Below are 19343 nucleotides of genomic sequence, written 5' to 3'. Positions count from 1 at the left end.
GCTCATCGCCGGTCAGTGGATGCGCATTATAGGGAGATCTCGGATTAGCGCAAGTGTTTATTTCAATTTTTTTTCTGTTCGCTTTTTTTTTCAACAAAATAAAGAAAAACGCTCTAATTTTATGCTGATGGCGTAAAATCCGAACAGCTTTCTCTAGCAGACTCACGTAAGATAGAAGATAAATTATGGTATAGGTAACCTTTATTATGCAATTTAGCGAACAACGTTCAGCTTCTCAAAAGAATCTTTCTTATATAGTTGCTGAAAAATTAGGTAAACAAATTCTTTCTGGTCACTATGAGCCTGAATCTTTATTACCTGGAGAAATAGAATTAGCAGAATTACTCTCCGTCAGCAGGACTGTTATTCGAGAAGCAATAAAAATGCTTGCGGCTAAAGGAATGCTTTTACCTCGTCCACGAATAGGTACCCGTGTTACGCCAATGCAAAATTGGAATCTATTAGATAATGATCTTCTTAATTGGTGGATAGACAGTGGTGAATTTAATAAGGTCAGCCATTATTTCCATCACGTTCGTTTAGCTATTGAACCTCAAGCCTGTTATTTAGCCGCATTTAATGCAACCGAAAGTCAAAAACAGTCTCTTGTTTTGTTTGGTAGAGAAATGCTGTTACTTGATGAGAATTTTGATAGACAACATTGGCTAGATATCGATACTCAATTTCACTATCTTATTTATCAAGCAAGTGGCAATCCATTCTTTGCCTCTTTCGGCTCATTATTTCTTTCTGCTTATAAAAAGTATTTTGATCTTATTGTGGGTAATGAAACTGTTCAACCGGAAACACATAACCAAATTGTTCAAGCTATTATTGATGGTGATGGAAATAAAGCACGCGACCTCTGTTTAATCTTATTAACAAGTGATTGAATAGTTTTAATACAAATTTTATAGGTTTTCTGTTTATAATGAAGCGATAATCAAAATATAGAATAAAGACGGTATATGCTTCATGTTGAAATCTGCCAAAAATATGTCTGGGTTGCCTTGGATTGCTGCAATGGCTTTTTTTATGCAAGCTCTCGATGCAACTATTCTTAATACGGCATTACCAGACATAGCAAAAAGCCTTAACCATTCTCCTCTCGCTATGCAATCGGCTGTTATCAGCTATACCTTAACTGTTGCATTATTAATCCCCGTCAGTGGATGGTTAGCTGATAGATTTGGAACGCGTAAAGTTTTTATTATTGCAGTTTCTTTATTTTCAGGTGGATCTTTATTATGTGCACTTTCTCCTAACCTTGCTTTTCTTGTTATTTCACGAATTATACAAGGTATAGGTGGCGCAATGATGATGCCCGTTGCACGCCTTGCTTTATTAAGAGCTTATCCACGTAGCGAATTACTTCCTATTCTCAATTTTGTCACAATGCCAGGATTAGTAGGTCCTATAGTAGGACCTCTTTTAGGTGGGGTATTAGTTACTTATGCCTCTTGGCATTGGATATTTATTATAAATATTCCTATTGGCCTATTAGGTATTTTCTATGCCATAAAGCATATGCCGAATTTTACTATGCCAAAACGCAAATTCGATTTACTGGGTTTTATTTTCTTTGGCTTTGGCTTAGTGATGCTTTCCGTTAGCCTTGATCTTTTTGGTGATAAAAATATTTCTCGCTATATCCCTATAGCCGTTATTTTAGGTGGTTTCTCTCTACTTGGTTTATATATTAATCATGCAAGACGCCACCAGCAGCCTCTGATCCCATTAAATATTTTTAAAACACGGACCTTCTCTGTCGGGATCGCAGGTAATATTGCTACAAGATTAGGAACTGGGTGTATTCCTTTCTTAATGCCACTTATGTTGCAAGTGGGTTTTGGCTACCCTGCAATTGTTTCCGGTATGATGCTGGCACCAATGGCTTTGGGCTCTATTTTAGCCAAATCATTTGTCACAAAGATCTTAGTGAAATTTAGCTATCGCCGAACGCTCTTTGCTATCACTATTATTATTGGTTTGATGATCGCTCAATTTTCACTTCAATCTCCTGACATGTCTATTTACTATCTTGTTATCCCACTCTTTTTATTAGGCGTGGTCATGTCGATACAATTTACGTCGATGAATACAATTTCATTGGCTGACTTAACAGATAATAATGCAAGTTCAGGAAATAGTGTTTTAGCTGTTACTCAACAGCTGGCTATTAGTTTTGGTATTGCTGTCAGTGCGTCTATCTTAGGATATTTTGATACTGAAAAAGTTGGCTCTACCGTTGATAACTTCCACTATACTTTTATTACGGTAGGTATTATTACATTACTGTCCTCCTTCGTATTTTTACTCCTCGATAAACATGATGGTGATAACCTAACGAACAAAAAGAAAAAAGCCTGATAGTTTTGTTCAAACGAAAAAGAGAGCATAAGCTCTCTTTAAGCTCTCTTTTTCTTTATATAGATAGAAAAAATACACTACAAGGATGATGCTAAAAAAGTATCCACTTCATGACGCCAAGGTACTGATGGCTGAGCGCCTGCTCGAGTAACAGCAATGGCAGCTGCAGCATGAGCAAACCTAATCGCTGGCATTATAGATTGCCCCTCTAATAAAGCGGTAATTAATGCGCCATTAAATGTATCGCCTGCTGCGATAGTATCAATAGCTTTCACTTTAAATGCAGGAACAATACAACCTTTACTATTTTGCTCGCTAACCCAAACTCCACGGCTTCCTAATGTAATCAGCACTGTTTTAATACCTTTATGATGGAGAGCATCCGCTGCTTGTTGAGCACTTTCATCATCTATGACTTTAATTCCTGTCAGATATTCAGTTTCTGTTTCATTTGGAGTAATAATATCGACAAGAGATAATAACTCATCAGGTAATGCTTGAGCAGGTGCAGGATTTAGTATTACTTGCACATTTTCTTGTTTCGCTATTTCAGCCGCTTTTAATACAGAATCAAGTGGCGATTCTAATTGCATTAACAGAGCATCAGCTTCTTTTATAATATTCCCATGGCGCTGAACGTAATTTGTATCTAATCGCCCATTAGCACCAGCATGAATACCTATAACATTTTCACCCTGTTGATTAACGAAAATCAACGCAACACCTGTTGCTACATCGTCAATTAACTCAATACTCTTGGTATCAATGTTATCTGTGATTAATTGAGCTTTGGCTTTTTTGCCAATATCGTCATTTCCTAAACAAGCAAGAAAAGAAATATTCGCACCACAACGCCCAGCAGCGACCGCCTGATTAGCTCCTTTACCGCCAAATACCATTTGAAATTGGTTACCTGAAATGGTTTCACCAGGAAGCGGAAAATGGGCGACATTAAGAATATGATCAGCATTAACACTACCTAAAATCACAAGTTTCTTCGCTTCCATGATTTTTCCTTACTCTCAATAATAAATTCTAAATACACTGAATAAATAACATGCAATATTTTAAACCGATCATCTCAGCAACATTAATGAAAAAACGTGATCACTATCGAAACGTTTCGCTAGTAAAACAAAAAAGAACCAAAATAAGCAGTAGGAAGCTGAATCGATTTTTGTTATAAACAATTTGTGTGCTAATAGAATGTTTGACTATATGTCAGCAATCCCTTTCTGATATTTTCAGGGAATAATGAAAATAAGTACCCATTATTAGGAGTGTTTATGCAACTTGCAGAGCGGATTTCACAACTTAGCCAATATCTTGAAACTGGGCTTTATGAGCGACAGTCAGCTATCCGTCTTTGTCTACTTGCAGCACTGAGTGGTGAGAGTGTTTTCTTACTTGGCCCTCCTGGTATTGCTAAAAGCTTAATAGCCAGAAGAATGAAAGAAGCCTTTAAAGAAGCTAAAGCTTTTGAATACTTGATGACGCGTTTTTCAACACCTGAAGAAATTTTTGGTCCTTTATCTATTCAAGCTTTAAAAGATGAAGGGAAATATCAGCGTTTGATTGAGGGATATTTGCCTGATGCTGAAGTTGTCTTTCTTGATGAAATATGGAAAGCAGGACCCGCTATTCTTAATACGTTATTAACGGCGATTAATGAGCGTAAATTTAGAAATGGAGAAACTGAAGTCAGCATCCCAATGCGCTTATTAGTTTCAGCTTCGAATGAATTACCTGATTCAGATAGTAGCCTTGAAGCGCTTTATGATCGAATGCTCATTCGTATTTGGTTAACAAAAGTTCAAGATAAGAAAAACTTTCGCGCTTTACTCGTTAATAAAGAAGTTGGCTCTTTCCATATTCCGGCCCATATTCAAATTACCACAGAAGAATTTTCACGCTGGCAATCAGAATTAGAAAAAATCACATTAGATGACCACTTATTTGATTTAATTTATCAACTTCGTGAGTCTTTAGATAAAAGTGATGCTGCTCCTTATGTTTCTGATAGACGTTGGAAAAAAGCAGTACGCCTTTTACAAGCTAGCGCCTTTTTTAATGGACGTAGTGCTATTTCACCATTAGATCTTATTTTATTAAAAGATTGCCTCTGGCATGACCAAGCATCATTTGCATTGTTAGATAAATTATTACAAAGCCTTTTAACAGAACAAGCTTACCACCAGCTAGAATTGATCAGAAAAACAGAGAGTTTGTGGGCTGAGTGGATGCAATCAACGAGAAGCAAACAAGATCAACAAGCTTTTCGTTTTGAAAAACAAAGTGGAATGTTTGGACGAAATGCACACTTTAGCCTATCAGATAAAATGCAGGCTGATAAATTCACCTTGTTTTTACATATCCCTCTACATATCCATAGTATTCAAGTTAACTTTATTACTCTAGAGAAAAAAGCATTAGAAAACTTTTTGGCTAAAGGGGATGAGTTATTAGCGCGTTTAAATGGTATTGGTTTCCCACAATCAATTAACGCACAAATACGCCAAGATGGTGTATTAGAAATTTTGGATGTGAGTCGTCGAACAACATCTCTTTATCAACAAAAAGAGACAGCACCTGCTGTTCCTATTGAAGATAACCAAGAGTGGCAAGATAAATTAAAAGATCTGGCTCAAGAAATTTATAGTGAGCAAGAAAAATTTAATCATCATCAACCGAATTTATTTATTAATAATGATTGGCTTATTTCCATTGAACAAAGTTTTGTTCAGCTTAATGAAAAATTATCGCAATTAAAAAGCCAAATAAAGTAATGATATTATGCTGACACTTTCAACATTAGATATGCTTTTAGCCATAAATGAAGGGCAGCTTATTGAGGAAGTTATTGTTGCTATACTTGCATCACCTCAATTAGCGGTGTTTTTTGAAAAACATCCAAGACTCAAAAAAGCCTTACTTAAAGATATCCACCAATGGAAAAAAAGCTTACAGCAAAGAGTAAAAGAGACGTTAGTACCTACAATGATTGCTGATGAATTTGCCCTTTATCAACAAACCCAGTCATTAGGTAATGCGATATTTAATCAACAAGTTGAACATATTCTTATTGAGTTAAATAAGTTAGATTCTTCTTTTATTGAAGAAGCCACTCAATTAATCAAAACAAACAAACCTTTTTCTCCAGCTCAACAAGCTTTATTTATGCAACACTGGCGGGTAAGTTTAATTTTCCAAGTCACTGCCTTACACAAAGCCTTATTTGACCAAGAACAAGAGCAACTCCTTGCTGAACTTCAAGAACGTTTAGCGCTAAGTGGAAGCTTAAGTAACACATTTTCAGAAAATGAACGCGCAGCTGGGCGTTTATGGGATATGAGTAAAGGTGTTTTAACAAAAACCCCTTTTGATGAGAAAATTATTCAACGTTATAGCGACTTTCTCGATCAACAACCCGAATTACATAAACTTGCAAGTTTGCTCGGTCGTAGCAAAACAGCTAAATCTCTTCCTGAAGAGAGCGTTATTTTTGAACCGATAACTATTGTTGAAAAAGCACCAGATACCACACCAGAGCAAGTCAATGGAATAGGACTTAGTGATGATATCTTACGTTTGCTTCCCGCAGAACTCGCCTTATTAGGTATTAATGAAATCGAACATGAGTTTTATCGAAAACTTGTAGAGAAGCAGCTCAATACCTATCGATTACAAGGCGATAATTGGCAAGAACGGACGGTATTACGCCCAGTAACTCATCATCATGATGAAGAAAGACCAAGAGGGCCTTTTATTGTATGTATTGATACATCAGGTTCGATGGGAGGATTTAACGAACAGTGTGCTAAAGCCTTTGGATTAGCATTGATGAAAATAGCGCTAGCTGATAATCGTTCATGTCATGTTATGTTATTTTCTACTGAAACTGTGCATTATCAATTGTCATCGTCTAATGGCCTACAAGAACTTATCAAGTTTTTGAATCAGTCATTTAGAGGAGGTACAGACTTAAGTGCTTGTTTAGATAATGTCGTAGAAAAACTAAATAGTCCAACATGGAAAGATGCTGATGCTGTTGTTATTTCTGACTTTGTTGCCCAAAGGTTACCCGAAAACCTAATCAACAAAATCAAAAAAAGCCAACAGCAACAGCACAATCGCTTCCATGCGGTAACCCTATCCAATTACGGTAAACCCAGTATCATGAAAATCTTTGACCATATATGGCGTTTTGATACTGGATTAAAAAGTCGCTTACTTCGGCGCTGGCGCCAATAATTACAGCATATCAGCGAAAGCTAAACGGGTGTCTTTTTCCCACACACCGCACTGTACTTGACCAATATGCTCTTTTTGTAGAAGTAGCATCACTAAACGCGATTGGCCAATACCACCACCAATAGTTTGTGGCATATCGCCATGCATTAATGCTTTGTGCCAATCAAGCTCTAGGCGCTTAGTATCATCGGTTAATGTTAACTGACGCATTAATGTTTCAGGATCGACACGGATACCCATTGATGACAACTCAAAAGCATCTTGTAATACTGGGTTCCAGACTAAAATGTCACCGTTTAAACCTTCAAATCCATCTTCGTTTGGTGTCGTCCAGTCATCATAATCAGGTGCTCTGACATCATGAGATTCACCACTTGAAAGTTTTCCACCAATACCAATTAAGAAAACGGCACCATATTCTTTTGCTATCGCTTTTTCACGACCTTTAGCATCAAGGTCAGGATAACGACGCAATAACTCTTCAGTGTGGATAAATTGAATTTGATCTGGCAGGAACGGTACCAGACCAAATTCTTCGCTGACGGCTTTTTCAGTTTCTTTTATTGCCTGATAAATTTTACCCACTGTCTGCTTAAGATAAGGAACTGTACGATCCTTAGCTTCCATCACTTTTTCCCAGTCCCACTGATCAACATAGACAGAGTGGATCTGAGTTAAGCGATCTTCGTCTGGTCGCAACGCTTTCATATGTGTATAAAGGCCCTGACCAGAACTAAATCCAAAACGACCTAATGTTTTACGTTTCCATTTTGCTAATGAATGGACAACTTCAAAGGTAGAATCTGGTAAAGATTTGACTTTAACTTGTACCGCCTTCTCATGCCCAGATAAGTTATCTTGAGTTCCATCACCAAGGCGACTTAAGATCGGTCCTTGAACTTCAATCAATCCTAATTCTTTTTCCAGCAGACGAGAAAAATATGATTTAACAAAGCTAATTTGCTGTTGAGTCTGAATGAATGATTTTTCCATTTTTATATCCCTAGTGGTGATGTCGTGTTTCGCTGATATAGATTAAGCAACAAAACAGACACTAAATTCAATATACTTCATTAAAAATAGCCTTGCTTGTTTTAAATCGTTAAAAATAGCACTATAAAAATGTATTATCGTTAAAAACAGGAGGAGTTTATGGACAATATTTATCAGATCGATAATCTCGATCGTGACATACTTCGCGCATTAATGGCGAATGCGAGAACACCTTACGCTGAATTAGCCAAAAAATTCGAAGTAAGCCCAGGCACAATTCATGTTCGTGTAGAGAAAATGAAGCAAGCGGGAATTATTACGGGAACACGTGTTGATATCAGTGCAAAACAATTAGGTTTTGATGTCTGTTGCTTTATTGGCATCATTTTAAAGAGTGCAAAAGATTACCATACAGCATTAGATAAATTAGATAAGTTAGATGAAGTCGTAGAGGTGTACTACACAACAGGACAATACAGCATTTTTATTAAGGTAATGTGTAAAAGCATAGAAGCACTACAAGATGTACTTATCAACAAAATTCAGACAATTGATGAAATTCAATCAACAGAAACATTAATCTCACTGCAAAACCCGATAATAAGGACGATCAAGCCATAAGGGTAAATTCTTATTTTTTTTTATAACCACATTATCCACAGGTAGATCCCAAGTGATTCACAGCGTACAATAGCGCGTCTTGAACATAAGGAGATCATTAATGAAAAAAGTCACTCTAATTAGTGGCAGTACCATGGGTAGTGCTGAATATGTCGCAGAACACCTTGCAGAGATCTTATCTGAGGAAGGTTTTGAGACTGATTTACACCATGGCCCTTCACTTAATGATCTTCCTAATGAAGGGATCTGGCTGGTGGTTACTTCCACACATGGTGCAGGTGATATTCCTGACAACCTACAGCCTTTTGCTGATGAGATTTCGGCAGACTCTATTGATCTTAGCAATGTCTCTTTTGGTGCTATAGGTATAGGAAGTAGTGAATATGACACTTTCTGTGGTGCGATCAGGACTTTGGATCAAAAATTAATAGAAAAAGGGGCTACTCGCCTTGGTGATCGTCTCGAAATTGATATTCAAAAGTATGACATTCCGGAAGATCCAGCTGAAGAATGGATAGCTTCTTGGAAAAATTTACTTTAATTTGCACAAAAAAACAGCAAACAGATGTGGATAACTCTGCTTAAAAGCAGGGGTTAACCCGTAGTTATCCATTGTATAAGGCTATATCAAGAAATGACCTGTGCATAAGTCATCATTTTGATCCCAGCTTATCAGCAGATAGATCACGGATCATTCACAGTATATGATCCTTTACAGTTTTATGATCTTTAAATAGAAAATCCACTTATCCACAGAGGATCGCTTCCTTAATAAAAGATCTAATAAAGAGATCTTTAAATAAAAAGATCTTTAAATAATTACCTGCGGATCTGCTCGCTTGTATCTGTCAAAAAGTTGAGTAGAATTCGTTTTCCCAATGCAACACATTCAGCATTCGTAACATTTAAGGTTCACACATGTTTTATCCAGAACACTTTGACGTCATTGTCATCGGTGGTGGTCACGCCGGTACAGAAGCCGCTATGGCTGCAGCTCGTATGGGGCGTCAAACCCTATTACTGACCCACAATATTGATACTTTGGGCCAAATGTCTTGTAACCCAGCTATTGGTGGGATTGGTAAAGGGCATCTGGTAAAAGAGATCGATGCGATGGGTGGATTAATGGCAACTGCAATTGACCATGCAGGGATCCAATTTAGAACCCTTAACGCAAGTAAGGGGCCAGCTGTAAGAGCAACAAGAGCACAAGCAGACCGTGTTCTTTATCGCCAAGCTGTTCGCACTACTCTTGAAAATCAACCTAATTTAATGATCTTCCAACAGCCAGTTGAAGATCTCATTGTTGAAAACGACCAAGTAACAGGAGCTGTTACTCGCATGGGCTTAAAATTCCGTGCTAAGTCTGTTGTTCTAACCGTAGGAACTTTCCTTGATGGAAAAATCCATATAGGTTTAGAAAACTACAGCGGTGGTCGTGCAGGTGATCCACCATCTGTTTCGTTATCACACAGGCTACGCGAATTACCTCTACGTGTAGGTCGTTTAAAAACAGGTACACCACCTCGTATTGATGCAAGAACGATTGATTTTAGCCAATTAGCCGTTCAGTTAGGTGATACTCCAATGCCTGTTTTCTCGTTTTTAGGTAATGTGGATCAGCATCCTGAACAAATGCCTTGCCATATCACATATACAAACGAAAAAACGCACGAAGTTATTCGTAATAACCTCGATCGTAGCCCAATGTATGCAGGTGTCATTGAAGGAATAGGCCCGCGTTATTGCCCATCTATTGAAGATAAAGTGATGAGATTTGCAGACCGTAATTCACATCAGATCTTTTTAGAGCCAGAAGGTTTAACGAGTAACGAAATTTACCCAAATGGTATTTCAACAAGCTTACCTTTTGATGTTCAAATGCAAATCGTAAATTCCATGAAAGGTATGGAAAATGCGAAGATCATTAGACCTGGTTATGCCATTGAATATGACTTCTTCGATCCAAGAGATCTAAAACAAACGCTAGAAAGTAAATTTATCAATGGGTTATTCTTTGCTGGACAAATTAACGGTACAACTGGTTATGAAGAAGCTGCAGCACAAGGTATGCTTGCAGGGCTTAATGCAGCTCGTTATGCCTTTGATCAAGAAGGTTGGTACCCTCGTCGTGATCAAGCATACATTGGCGTATTAGTTGACGATCTTTGTACTCTTGGTACAAAAGAACCCTACCGTATGTTTACTTCTCGTGCTGAATATCGCTTGATGTTACGTGAAGATAATGCTGATTTACGTCTAACAGAAATTGGTCGTGAATTAGGCATGGTTGATGATACTCGCTGGGCCGAATTTAGTGAAAAAGTTGAGCTTGTTGAAAAAGAGCGTCAGCGTTTAAGAGATATTTGGGTTCATCCTCAAGCTGATAATCTCTCAGAAATCAATGAATTGCTAAAAACACCATTATCCAAAGAAGCTAATGGTGAAGATTTGTTACGTCGCCCTGAAATGACTTACAACATACTAAAAAATATCTCTCGTTTCGCGCCTGGTATTGATGATTCAAAACCACAAGCAGCTGAACAAGTTGAAATCCAAGTTAAGTACGAAGGTTATATTAATCGCCAGCAAGAAGAGATCGAAAAGAAACAGCGTAACGAAAACGCGGCATTACCGATAGATCTTGACTACAAACAAGTGAGTGGGTTATCTAACGAAGTTATTGCGAAACTAAACGATCACAAACCTACATCAATCGGTCAAGCATCTCGGATCTCTGGTGTGACACCTGCTGCTATTTCCATTTTATTAGTTTGGTTGAAAAAACAAGGTCTATTACGCAGGAGCGCATCATGAGTGACTTACTTAATCGGCTAAAAAAGCTGGCTAAGCAAGCCAATATAGAGCTTACAGATATTCAAGCTGAAAAACTCACGGGTTATGTCGCTATGCTTGATAAATGGAATAAAGCTTACAACCTCACATCCGTGAGAGATCCGCAGCAAATGCTTATTCGTCATATTTTGGATAGTATTGTTGTGAGCCAATATCTTGAAGGTGAAAAATTTATTGATGTGGGGACAGGACCTGGATTACCGGGTATTCCACTGGCAATAATGCGTCCCGATCACCATTTTGTCTTATTGGATAGCTTAGGTAAACGCGTTCGCTTTATGAAGCAAGTTCAGCACGAACTAGGACTTGATAATATCGAGCCAGTTCAATACCGTGTTGAAGAATACCAAACAGAACAGCCTTTTGATGGTGTTATCAGCCGAGCATTTGCCTCCATGAATGATATGCTTTCTTGGTGCTCTCATTTAGTGACTGAAGAACACGGTCGTTTTTATGCATTGAAAGGACAAATTCATCAAGAAGAGTTAGATGAACTTGCTGATAATGGATTAAAAATGCCTGAAAAAGTGATTAGTTTATCTATACCTGAATTGAATGAACAAAGACATTTGGTGATTATTTAATCATTTTTTTGTGTCTCATCGATCATTTTTTCATTTTTTGTGCTCTGGCGATAATATTTACAATGTTATCGCCATTTGTTTTATGGGGAATTATAGAAAGTATTAAATTTTACCTTGTTGAAACAATAAAATAACATTTTATTATCTTTTATGTTAATTCACTTTGTAGCCTAAGTTTTCCTTATTTTATTTCCAAAATAAATTAATAATTCTGTGCATTATAAAAATATTGAATTTATTTTATTGAAAATGGGTCAATTCTTTTCTAATTGACACTAAATTGTTCATAAAACGGCAGTTAATTGTTAACTTAGTTATATATTTTATGAAATAAGCTTTATTTATACTTTTATATTTGTGATGTATGTCACGCTATTTATTTTATTCGGCTCTATTATTTTTACTCTTTTTGTTCTTAATCATTTTTCATAAATGGAACCTTGGTAATAAATTTAAATTAATCTTCACTTTTTCGCTACTTATTGATTGAATTCATTGCCACGCCCCGTATAATTTGCTCGTTTTTGTCACTTGACACTTTATAGCAAAGACAGTTTGATACATCATTCAGTAATACCTTTTACGATAGCTAGGTCTGGAGAATACAAACGTCATGTCTGTCTCCCTCTACAACGGGAAAGTTGCACTGAAACTGTTATTTTTGCAGTTTATGACTTTTGTTATTCTCAGTGCGAGTTTCTTATTAAAGAGTACAGACTGGAGTTTTTCGGCTTTTTTAGGCGGGTTGGCATGTTGGTTACCCAATATTGCTTTTCTTTTGTTAATGCGCTTACAAAAGGTCAACGAAGAAAAAGCTCCAGTTCGCATAAACTGGCTTTTTGCTTTCAGTGAAGGGTTGAAGGTTATATTATCAATAACCTTGCTGATTGTTGCTTTAGGAGTGTTTAAAGCGGCATTTGCACCACTGGTCATGACCTACTTAGCGGTGCTTGTTATGCAGGTCGTTGCACCAGCCGTCATTAACGGTTAGCGTTTTTAACAACAAAAGGGTAATTGGCATCATGTCTGCATCAGGAGAAGCATTAACCACTAGAGACTACATAGGTCACCACCTGAATAACCTTCAGTTGGACCTACGTACTTTCGAGTTGGTCAATCCCCATGCTGAAAATGCGCCATCATTCTGGGTGTTAAATATTGACTCACTTTTCTTTTCAGTACTGATGGGCGCTTTATTCCTATGGCTGTTTAGAAAAGTAGCAGTAAAAGCAACCAGTGGCGTACCGGGAAAATTCCAGACTGCAGTAGAAATGATCATCGGTTTCGTTGATAGCAGCGTCCGTGATATGTATCACGGAAAGAGCAAGGTCATTGCACCTTTGGCATTGACTGTGTTCGTTTGGGTGCTGTTAATGAATGCCCTGGATTTATTACCAATCGACTTCATCCCTTATATCGGTGAACACATCTTAGGGTTACCTGCGTTACGCATCGTTCCGACTGCGGACGTGAGTATTACTCTTTCGATGGCAATTGGTGTATTTATCCTGATCCTTTTCTATAGCATTAAGATGAAAGGCATAAAAGGGTTTACTAAAGAGCTGACTTTACAGCCTTTTAATCACCCAATTTTTATTCCTATCAACTTAATCTTGGAAGGGGTAAGCCTGCTATCAAAACCTGTTTCACTCGGTCTTCGACTGTTTGGTAACATGTATGCAGGTGAACTGATCTTTATTCTTATTGCTGGTCTGTTACCGTGGTGGTCACAGTGGTTATTAAGCCTTCCTTGGGCGATATTCCACATACTGATTATTACGTTACAAGCCTTTATTTTCATGGTTCTAACGATTGTTTATCTGTCGATGGCATCTGAAGAACATTAATTATTAACTCTTTGAAGAAATAACTGAAACAAACTGGAGACTGTCATGGAAAACCTGAGTATGGATCTGCTGTACATGGCTGCCGCTATTATGATGGGTTTAGCTGCAATCGGTGCTGCAATCGGTATCGGAATCCTCGGAGGCAAATTTTTAGAAGGTGCTGCTCGTCAGCCTGATCTGATCCCTCTTCTGCGTACACAGTTCTTTATCGTTATGGGTCTGGTTGACGCCATCCCAATGATTGCTGTGGGTCTGGGCCTTTATGTGATGTTTGCTGTTGCCTAATGATGGTAATGAGCAGTAAAAGCATCAAGTTAGTTTATAACCAAGAAAGAGGTATTGTGCTGTGAATTTAAATGCAACAATCCTCGGCCAGGCCGTCGCATTTGTCCTGTTTGTTTTGTTCTGCATGAAATTCGTATGGCCACCAATTATGGCGGCCATTGAAAAACGTCAAAAAGAAATTGCTGACGGTTTATCATCTGCAGAACGTGCTAAAAAGGACTTAGATTTAGCGAAAGCCGATGCAGGCGATCAGCTAGCGAAAGCAAAAGCAGAAGCTCAAGCAATCATTGAATCAGCGAATAAACAACGCACACAAATGATTGAAGATGCTAAAGCAGAAGCAGAGCAAGAACGTAGTAAGATCGTTGCACAAGCTCAATCCGAATTGGATGCAGAGCGTAAACGTGCTCGTGAAGAACTTCGTAAACAAGTCGCAATGCTGGCTATCGCAGGTGCCGAGAAAATTATTGAACGTTCCGTGGATGAAGCTGCTAATAGCGACATCGTTGATAAACTGGTCGCTGAACTGTAAGGAGGGAGGGGCATGTCTGAAATAGCAACGGTAGCTCGCCCCTACGCCAAAGCAGCTTTTGACTTTGCTGTGGAAAACCAGGCTGTCGATAAATGGCAGGTTATGCTGGCGTTCACCGCTGAAGTAGCACGCAATGAGCAGGTAACCGAATTACTTTCTGGTTCTTTAGCATCAGAAAAACTGGCTGACATCTTTGTTGACCTTTGTGGCGAACAATTAGATGGTCATGCTCAGAATTTAATTCGTGTTATGGCTGATAATGGCCGTTTATCAACGTTGCCTGAAGTATTGAGCCAATTTATTCAATTGCGCGCAGTACTCGAGTCAACGGTTGACGTTGAAGTAACTTCTGCCATTGAGCTAACTAAACAGCAGCTAGCTAACATTTCTGCAGCGATGGAAAAACGTCTATCACGCAAAGTGAAGCTGAATTGCAAAATTGATAAGTCTGTTATCGCAGGCATGATTATACGCGCCGGTGACCTCGTCATCGATGGCAGTATTCGTGGCCGTTTAGAGCGATTAACTGACGTCTTGCAGTCTTAAGGGGACTGGAGCATATGCAACTGAATTCCACTGAAATCAGCGAACTGATCAAGCAGCGCATTGCTCAGTTCAATGTAGTGAGTGAAGCTCACAATGAAGGTACGATTGTATCCGTTAGTGACGGTATCATTCGTATCCACGGTTTAGCCGAAGTTATGCAGGGTGAGATGATCGCACTGCCGGGTAACCGTTTCGCTATCGCACTGAACTTAGAGCGCGACTCTGTTGGTGCGGTTGTGATGGGTCCTTATGCTGACTTAGCAGAAGGCATGAAAGTTAAATGTACAGGTCGTATTCTGGAAGTACCTGTTGGGCGTGGTCTGCTTGGCCGAGTGGTAAATACACTGGGTGAGCCGATTGATGGTAAAGGTGCAGTAGAGCATGATGGATTCTCACCTGTTGAGATGATTGCTCCTGGTGTTATCGACCGTCAATCAGTTGATCAGCCTGTACAAACAGGTTACAAATCCGTCGATGCCATGATCCCAATCGGTCGTGGTCAGCGTGAATTGATTATCGGTGACCGTCAAACAGGTAAAACTGCTCTGGCTGTCGATGCGATCATCAACCAACGCGACTCTGGCATTAAATGTATTTATGTCGCTATCGGTCAGAAAGCCTCTACTATTTCGAACGTTGTTCGTAAATTAGAAGAACATGGCGCGTTAGAAAACACCATTGTTGTTGTTGCTTCTGCATCAGAATCAGCAGCACTGCAATACCTCGCTCCTTATTCAGGTTGCGCAATGGGTGAATACTTCCGTGACCGTGGTGAAGATGCCCTGATTATTTATGATGACCTGTCTAAACAGGCTGTCGCATACCGTCAAATTTCACTGTTACTTCGTCGTCCACCTGGACGTGAAGCATACCCTGGTGACGTTTTCTATCTGCACTCCCGTTTACTAGAGCGTGCTGCTCGTGTTAATGCTGAGTACGTAGAAGCTTTCACTAATGGTGAAGTTAAAGGTAAAACCGGCTCTCTGACTGCGTTACCAATTATCGAAACGCAAGCAGGGGACGTTTCTGCATTCGTTCCTACGAACGTAATCTCTATTACCGATGGTCAGATCTTCTTAGAATCTAACCTGTTTAACGCAGGTATCCGTCCAGCTGTTAACCCAGGGATCTCCGTATCTCGTGTTGGTGGTGCAGCTCAGACTAAGATTATGAAGAAACTTTCTGGTGGTATCCGTACTGCTCTTGCGCAGTATCGTGAGCTGGCAGCATTCTCACAGTTCGCTTCCGATCTGGACGATGCTACCCGTAAACAGCTGAACCACGGTCAGAAAGTGACTGAATTGCTGAAACAGAAACAGTACGAACCTATGTCTGTCGCACAACAGTCTTTATCACTGTTTGCAGCAGAACGTGGTTATCTGGAAGATGTTGAAATTTCAAAAGTTGTGCCATTTGAAGCGGCTTTATTAGCTTATGCCTCTCGTGAACATGCTGATTTATTGAAAGAAATCAACCAGACTGGTACTTACAACGAAGAAATCGAAGCGAAGCTGAAAGGCGTGCTAGAAAACTTCAAAGCGACTCAGTCCTGGTAATAACTATTCGGCCTAATAGTTAAACATTAGGCCGTCTGGTTCATGAGGAGAAGCAGAAATGGCCGGCGCAAAAGAGATACGTTCGAAGATCGCCAGTGTGCAAAACACACAGAAGATCACTAAAGCGATGGAGATGGTCGCCGCGTCGAAAATGCGTAAAACGCAGGAACGCATGGCAGCCAGCCGTCCTTATGCAGAAACCATGCGCAGTGTGATTGGTCACCTTGCGTTAGGGAATCTGGAATACAAACATCCATACCTCGAAGAGCGTGAAGTTAAACGTGTCGGGTACCTGGTTGTTTCGACCGACCGTGGTTTGTGTGGTGGTTTGAACATTAACTTGTTCAAAAAACTGCTGGCAGACATGAAAGAGTGGTCTGAAAAAGGTGTGCAGGTAGATTTAGCGCTAATCGGTTCTAAAGCCGCTTCATTCTTTGGCTCAGTAGGCGGGAATGTTGTTGGTCAAGTAACGGGTATGGGTGATGATCCAAAACTGTCAGACCTTATCGGTCCAGTCAATATCATGTTGCAGGCTTATGACGAAGGTCGTTTAGATAAACTGTATGTGGTGGCAAATAAGTTCATCAATACCATGGCTCAAGAGCCTAAAATTCTTCAGGTTTTACCATTACCACCAGGTGATGATGAAGAGCTGAAAGAAAAATCTTGGGATTATCTGTACGAACCTGATCCTAAGGCGTTACTGGATACTTTACTGCGTCGTTATATCGAATCGCAGGTTTACCAGAGCGTCGTAGAGAACTTAGCGAGTGAGCAGGCCGCCCGAATGGTTGCGATGAAAGCCGCTACAGATAACGGTGGTAACCTGATTAAAGAACTGCAATTGGTGTACAACAAAGCACGCCAAGCAAGCATTACTCAGGAACTTACAGAAATTGTGTCTGGTGCAGCCGCGGTATAACAGCTAGGTTTACGAATTACGTAGAGGATTCAAGATGGCTACTGGAAAGATTGTCCAGGTAATCGGCGCCGTAGTGGACGCCGAATTCCCTCAGGATAGCGTCCCTAAAGTATACGACGCTCTTGAGGTTATGAATGGTAAAGAAAAACTGGTGCTGGAAGTTCAGCAACAGTTAGGCGGTGGTATCGTTCGTTGTATCGCAATGGGTACATCAGACGGTTTAAGCCGTGGCTTAAAAGTTGAAGATTTAGGCCACCCAATTGAAGTACCAGTAGGTAAAGCAACACTGGGACGTATCATGAACGTTCTGGGTACACCTATTGATATGAAAGGTGATATTGCAACTGAAGAACGTTGGTCTATTCACCGTGAAGCACCAACCTACGAAGAGTTATCAAACTCACAAGAACTGCTTGAAACCGGTATCAAAGTAATGGACTTAATCTGTCCGTTTGCTAAAGGTGGTAAAGTAGGTCTGTTCGGTGGTGCGGGTGTGGGTAAAACAGTTAACATGATGGAATTGATCCGTAATATCGCGATCGAGCACTCAGGTTACTCTGTATTTGCTGGTGTTGGTGAGCGTACTCGTGAGGGTAACGACTTCTATCATGAAATGACAGATTCTAACGTTCTTGACAAAGTATCGTTAGTTTATGGTCAGATGAATGAGCCACCAGGAAACCGTCTGCGTGTAGCACTGACTGGTCTGACTATGGCTGAAAAATTCCGTGATGAAGGCCGTGACGTACTGTTATTCGTCGATAACATTTATCGTTACACTTTAGCCGGTACAGAAGTATCAGCACTGTTAGGTCGTATGCCATCAGCGGTAGGTTACCAACCAACATTGGCTGAAGAGATGGGTGTTCTGCAAGAACGTATCACTTCAACCAAAACAGGTTCAATCACCTCTGTACAGGCTGTATACGTACCTGCGGATGACTTAACTGACCCATCACCAGCAACAACGTTTGCTCACTTAGATGCGACAGTTGTACTGAGCCGTCAAATTGCTTCATTAGGTATCTACCCTGCGGTTGACCCACTGGATTCAACCAGTCGTCAGTTAGACCCACTGGTAGTTGGCCAAGAGCACTATGATGTCGCTCGTGGTGTTCAGTCTATCCTGCAACGTTATCAGGAACTGAAAGACATCATCGCTATCTTAGGTATGGATGAACTGTCAGAAGAAGATAAACTGGTTGTTGCGCGTGCGCGTAAGATCCAGCGCTTCCTATCTCAGCCATTCTTCGTTGCTGAAGTATTTACCGGTTCACCAGGTAAGTTCGTTTCCCTGAAAGACACTATCCGTGGCTTTAAAGGTATTCTGAACGGTGATTATGACCACCTGCCAGAGCAGGCGTTCTACATGGTTGGTACTATCGAAGAAGCAGTAGAAAAAGCTAAGAAGCTTTAATACGGCTGACGGGAGGTTGATATGGCCGATACATCGTTCCACCTGAAAGTTGTCAGCGCTGAAAAGCAGTTATATGACGGCGAAGTCAAACGAATTCAGGTAACTGGTAGCGAAGGTGAGCTCGGTATTTATCCGCAGCATACCCCGTTATTAACTGCCATAAAACCGGGCATGGTACGTGTCGTAAAAACATCGGGCGAAGAAGAGGTTATCTACCTTTCAGGTGGTATTCTCGAAGTTCAGCCGACAGGCGTCATTGTACTGGCAGATACAGCTATCCGTGGTCGTGATTTGGATGAAGCGAAAGCGTTGGAATCTAAGCGTAAAGCTGAAGAACACATTCAATCCTCTCATGGTGACGTTGATTATGCTCAAGCATCAGCAGAATTAGCCAAGGCGATTGCAAAACTACGTGTAATCGAACTGACTCGACGTTGATGTAAATAGGCAGTCTATGAATAAAAAAGCCAGTTGGTTCTTTGCTAACTGGCTTTTTTGCGTCATGAAATATTTTGTGTGACGAAATATGTAGTATTATTTGGCATAAACAGGTTTACTTGCCA

Annotated in this window: 19 protein-coding genes; 17 read left to right on the top strand and 2 right to left on the bottom strand. The window is 39.8% G+C overall.

Translation table 11 applies throughout. The features are described 5' to 3' along the window. The first annotated feature begins 206 nt into the window (after positions 1–206). Together DK861_RS01085 and mdtD are read left to right on the top strand one after the other, a co-directional pair. Positions 207–893 (top strand): FadR/GntR family transcriptional regulator, encoded by a 687-nt coding sequence (locus DK861_RS01085; RefSeq protein WP_072065236.1) that lies wholly within the window; start codon positions 207–209, stop codon positions 891–893. 82 nt (positions 894–975) lie between these two features. Next, positions 976–2370 (top strand): multidrug transporter subunit MdtD, encoded by a 1395-nt coding sequence (gene mdtD / locus DK861_RS01080; RefSeq protein ID WP_109399006.1) that lies wholly within the window; start codon positions 976–978, stop codon positions 2368–2370. 77 nt (positions 2371–2447) lie between these two features. Here the strand turns inward: mdtD and rbsK are convergent, their stop codons facing one another. Further along, positions 2448–3377, bottom strand: coding sequence for a ribokinase (gene rbsK / locus DK861_RS01075; RefSeq protein ID WP_006534360.1), 930 nt, complete (start codon positions 3375–3377; stop codon positions 2448–2450). Positions 3378–3656: 279 nt separating this feature from the next. Here rbsK and ravA point away from each other — a divergent pair, with 279 nt between their 5' ends. Next, on the top strand, positions 3657–5156 hold the full coding sequence (ravA, locus tag DK861_RS01070) for an ATPase RavA (RefSeq protein WP_109399005.1): 1500 nt from the start codon (positions 3657–3659) through the stop codon (positions 5154–5156). Between the two features lie 7 nt (positions 5157–5163). Further along, complete coding sequence (gene viaA / locus DK861_RS01065; protein WP_109399004.1) at positions 5164–6621, top strand: ATPase RavA stimulator ViaA; 1458 nt, start codon at positions 5164–5166, stop codon at positions 6619–6621. Here viaA and asnA read toward each other — a convergent pair whose 3' ends face one another. Continuing rightward, the gene (asnA, locus tag DK861_RS01060; protein WP_109399003.1) at positions 6622–7614 is read right to left on the bottom strand and encodes an aspartate--ammonia ligase; all 993 of its coding nucleotides are present in this window, start codon (positions 7612–7614) and stop codon (positions 6622–6624) included. It lies immediately after the preceding gene. Between the two features lie 159 nt (positions 7615–7773). Between asnA and asnC the strand changes: the two genes are divergently transcribed. The 13 genes from asnC (at position 7774) to DK861_RS00995 (ending at position 19218) form a co-directional block, all read left to right on the top strand. Further along, positions 7774–8235 carry a transcriptional regulator AsnC gene (gene asnC, locus DK861_RS01055; RefSeq protein ID WP_109399002.1) on the top strand — a complete coding sequence of 154 codons (462 nt, stop codon included), beginning with the start codon at positions 7774–7776 and terminating at the stop codon, positions 8233–8235. A gap of 100 nt (positions 8236–8335) precedes the next feature. Further along, on the top strand, positions 8336–8776 hold the full coding sequence (gene mioC / locus DK861_RS01050; protein WP_006534353.1) for an FMN-binding protein MioC: 441 nt from the start codon (positions 8336–8338) through the stop codon (positions 8774–8776). Between the two features lie 377 nt (positions 8777–9153). Then, a complete protein-coding gene (gene mnmG, locus DK861_RS01045) occupies positions 9154–11052 on the top strand; it encodes a tRNA uridine-5-carboxymethylaminomethyl(34) synthesis enzyme MnmG (protein ID WP_109399001.1) in 1899 nt (632 codons plus the stop codon). After that, positions 11049–11675, top strand: a complete 627-nt coding sequence (gene rsmG / locus DK861_RS01040) for a 16S rRNA (guanine(527)-N(7))-methyltransferase RsmG (RefSeq protein WP_072065229.1) — start codon at positions 11049–11051, stop codon at positions 11673–11675. Before mnmG ends, rsmG begins: the two co-directional genes overlap by 4 nt. Positions 11676–12288: 613 nt before the next feature. Beyond that, positions 12289–12666, top strand: a complete 378-nt coding sequence (gene atpI, locus DK861_RS01035; RefSeq protein WP_072065228.1) for a F0F1 ATP synthase subunit I — start codon at positions 12289–12291, stop codon at positions 12664–12666. 31 nt (positions 12667–12697) lie between these two features. Then, complete coding sequence (atpB, locus tag DK861_RS01030) at positions 12698–13522, top strand: F0F1 ATP synthase subunit A (protein WP_109399000.1); 825 nt, start codon at positions 12698–12700, stop codon at positions 13520–13522. Positions 13523–13567: 45 nt separating this feature from the next. Then, entirely contained in the window at positions 13568–13807 is a 240-nt protein-coding gene (gene atpE / locus DK861_RS01025; RefSeq protein ID WP_004246596.1) for a F0F1 ATP synthase subunit C, read from the top strand. 61 nt (positions 13808–13868) lie between these two features. Further along, the gene (atpF, locus tag DK861_RS01020; protein ID WP_036914499.1) at positions 13869–14339 is read left to right on the top strand and encodes a F0F1 ATP synthase subunit B; all 471 of its coding nucleotides are present in this window, start codon (positions 13869–13871) and stop codon (positions 14337–14339) included. 12 nt (positions 14340–14351) lie between these two features. After that, positions 14352–14885, top strand: a complete 534-nt coding sequence (gene atpH, locus DK861_RS01015) for a F0F1 ATP synthase subunit delta (protein ID WP_006534344.1) — start codon at positions 14352–14354, stop codon at positions 14883–14885. A 14-nt stretch (positions 14886–14899) separates the two neighbouring features. Next, positions 14900–16441 (top strand): F0F1 ATP synthase subunit alpha, encoded by a 1542-nt coding sequence (atpA, locus tag DK861_RS01010; RefSeq protein ID WP_006534343.1) that lies wholly within the window; start codon positions 14900–14902, stop codon positions 16439–16441. A 58-nt stretch (positions 16442–16499) separates the two neighbouring features. Beyond that, the gene (gene atpG / locus DK861_RS01005) at positions 16500–17363 is read left to right on the top strand and encodes a F0F1 ATP synthase subunit gamma (RefSeq protein ID WP_006534342.1); all 864 of its coding nucleotides are present in this window, start codon (positions 16500–16502) and stop codon (positions 17361–17363) included. Between the two features lie 34 nt (positions 17364–17397). Beyond that, complete coding sequence (atpD, locus tag DK861_RS01000; protein WP_006534341.1) at positions 17398–18780, top strand: F0F1 ATP synthase subunit beta; 1383 nt, start codon at positions 17398–17400, stop codon at positions 18778–18780. A gap of 21 nt (positions 18781–18801) precedes the next feature. After that, complete coding sequence (locus DK861_RS00995) at positions 18802–19218, top strand: F0F1 ATP synthase subunit epsilon (protein ID WP_006534340.1); 417 nt, start codon at positions 18802–18804, stop codon at positions 19216–19218. The last annotated feature ends 125 nt before the right edge of the window (positions 19219–19343 follow it).

It is taken from the genome of Proteus sp. TJ1640, from assembly GCF_003144445.1.
GTDB lineage: Bacteria > Pseudomonadota > Gammaproteobacteria > Enterobacterales > Enterobacteriaceae > Proteus > Proteus penneri.
Note: the sequence above shows the minus strand (reverse complement) of the source record. Positions and strands in the feature narration are given on the sequence as shown.

What these genes read in the sequence shown, in the direction of transcription:
- DK861_RS01085 (WP_072065236.1), top strand. Translation starts at nt 207, where the DNA reads ATGCAATTTAGCGAACAACGTTCAGCTTCTCAAAAGAATCTTTCTTAT.
- mdtD (WP_109399006.1), top strand. Translation starts at nt 976, where the DNA reads ATGTTGAAATCTGCCAAAAATATGTCTGGGTTGCCTTGGATTGCTGCA.
- rbsK (WP_006534360.1), bottom strand. Translation starts at nt 3,377, where the DNA reads ATGGAAGCGAAGAAACTTGTGATTTTAGGTAGTGTTAATGCTGATCAT.
- ravA (WP_109399005.1), top strand. Translation starts at nt 3,657, where the DNA reads ATGCAACTTGCAGAGCGGATTTCACAACTTAGCCAATATCTTGAAACT.
- viaA (WP_109399004.1), top strand. Translation starts at nt 5,164, where the DNA reads ATGCTGACACTTTCAACATTAGATATGCTTTTAGCCATAAATGAAGGG.
- asnA (WP_109399003.1), bottom strand. Translation starts at nt 7,614, where the DNA reads ATGGAAAAATCATTCATTCAGACTCAACAGCAAATTAGCTTTGTTAAA.
- asnC (WP_109399002.1), top strand. Translation starts at nt 7,774, where the DNA reads ATGGACAATATTTATCAGATCGATAATCTCGATCGTGACATACTTCGC.
- mioC (WP_006534353.1), top strand. Translation starts at nt 8,336, where the DNA reads ATGAAAAAAGTCACTCTAATTAGTGGCAGTACCATGGGTAGTGCTGAA.
- mnmG (WP_109399001.1), top strand. Translation starts at nt 9,154, where the DNA reads ATGTTTTATCCAGAACACTTTGACGTCATTGTCATCGGTGGTGGTCAC.
- rsmG (WP_072065229.1), top strand. Translation starts at nt 11,049, where the DNA reads ATGAGTGACTTACTTAATCGGCTAAAAAAGCTGGCTAAGCAAGCCAAT.
- atpI (WP_072065228.1), top strand. Translation starts at nt 12,289, where the DNA reads ATGTCTGTCTCCCTCTACAACGGGAAAGTTGCACTGAAACTGTTATTT.
- atpB (WP_109399000.1), top strand. Translation starts at nt 12,698, where the DNA reads ATGTCTGCATCAGGAGAAGCATTAACCACTAGAGACTACATAGGTCAC.
- atpE (WP_004246596.1), top strand. Translation starts at nt 13,568, where the DNA reads ATGGAAAACCTGAGTATGGATCTGCTGTACATGGCTGCCGCTATTATG.
- atpH (WP_006534344.1), top strand. Translation starts at nt 14,352, where the DNA reads ATGTCTGAAATAGCAACGGTAGCTCGCCCCTACGCCAAAGCAGCTTTT.
- atpA (WP_006534343.1), top strand. Translation starts at nt 14,900, where the DNA reads ATGCAACTGAATTCCACTGAAATCAGCGAACTGATCAAGCAGCGCATT.
- atpG (WP_006534342.1), top strand. Translation starts at nt 16,500, where the DNA reads ATGGCCGGCGCAAAAGAGATACGTTCGAAGATCGCCAGTGTGCAAAAC.
- atpD (WP_006534341.1), top strand. Translation starts at nt 17,398, where the DNA reads ATGGCTACTGGAAAGATTGTCCAGGTAATCGGCGCCGTAGTGGACGCC.
- DK861_RS00995 (WP_006534340.1), top strand. Translation starts at nt 18,802, where the DNA reads ATGGCCGATACATCGTTCCACCTGAAAGTTGTCAGCGCTGAAAAGCAG.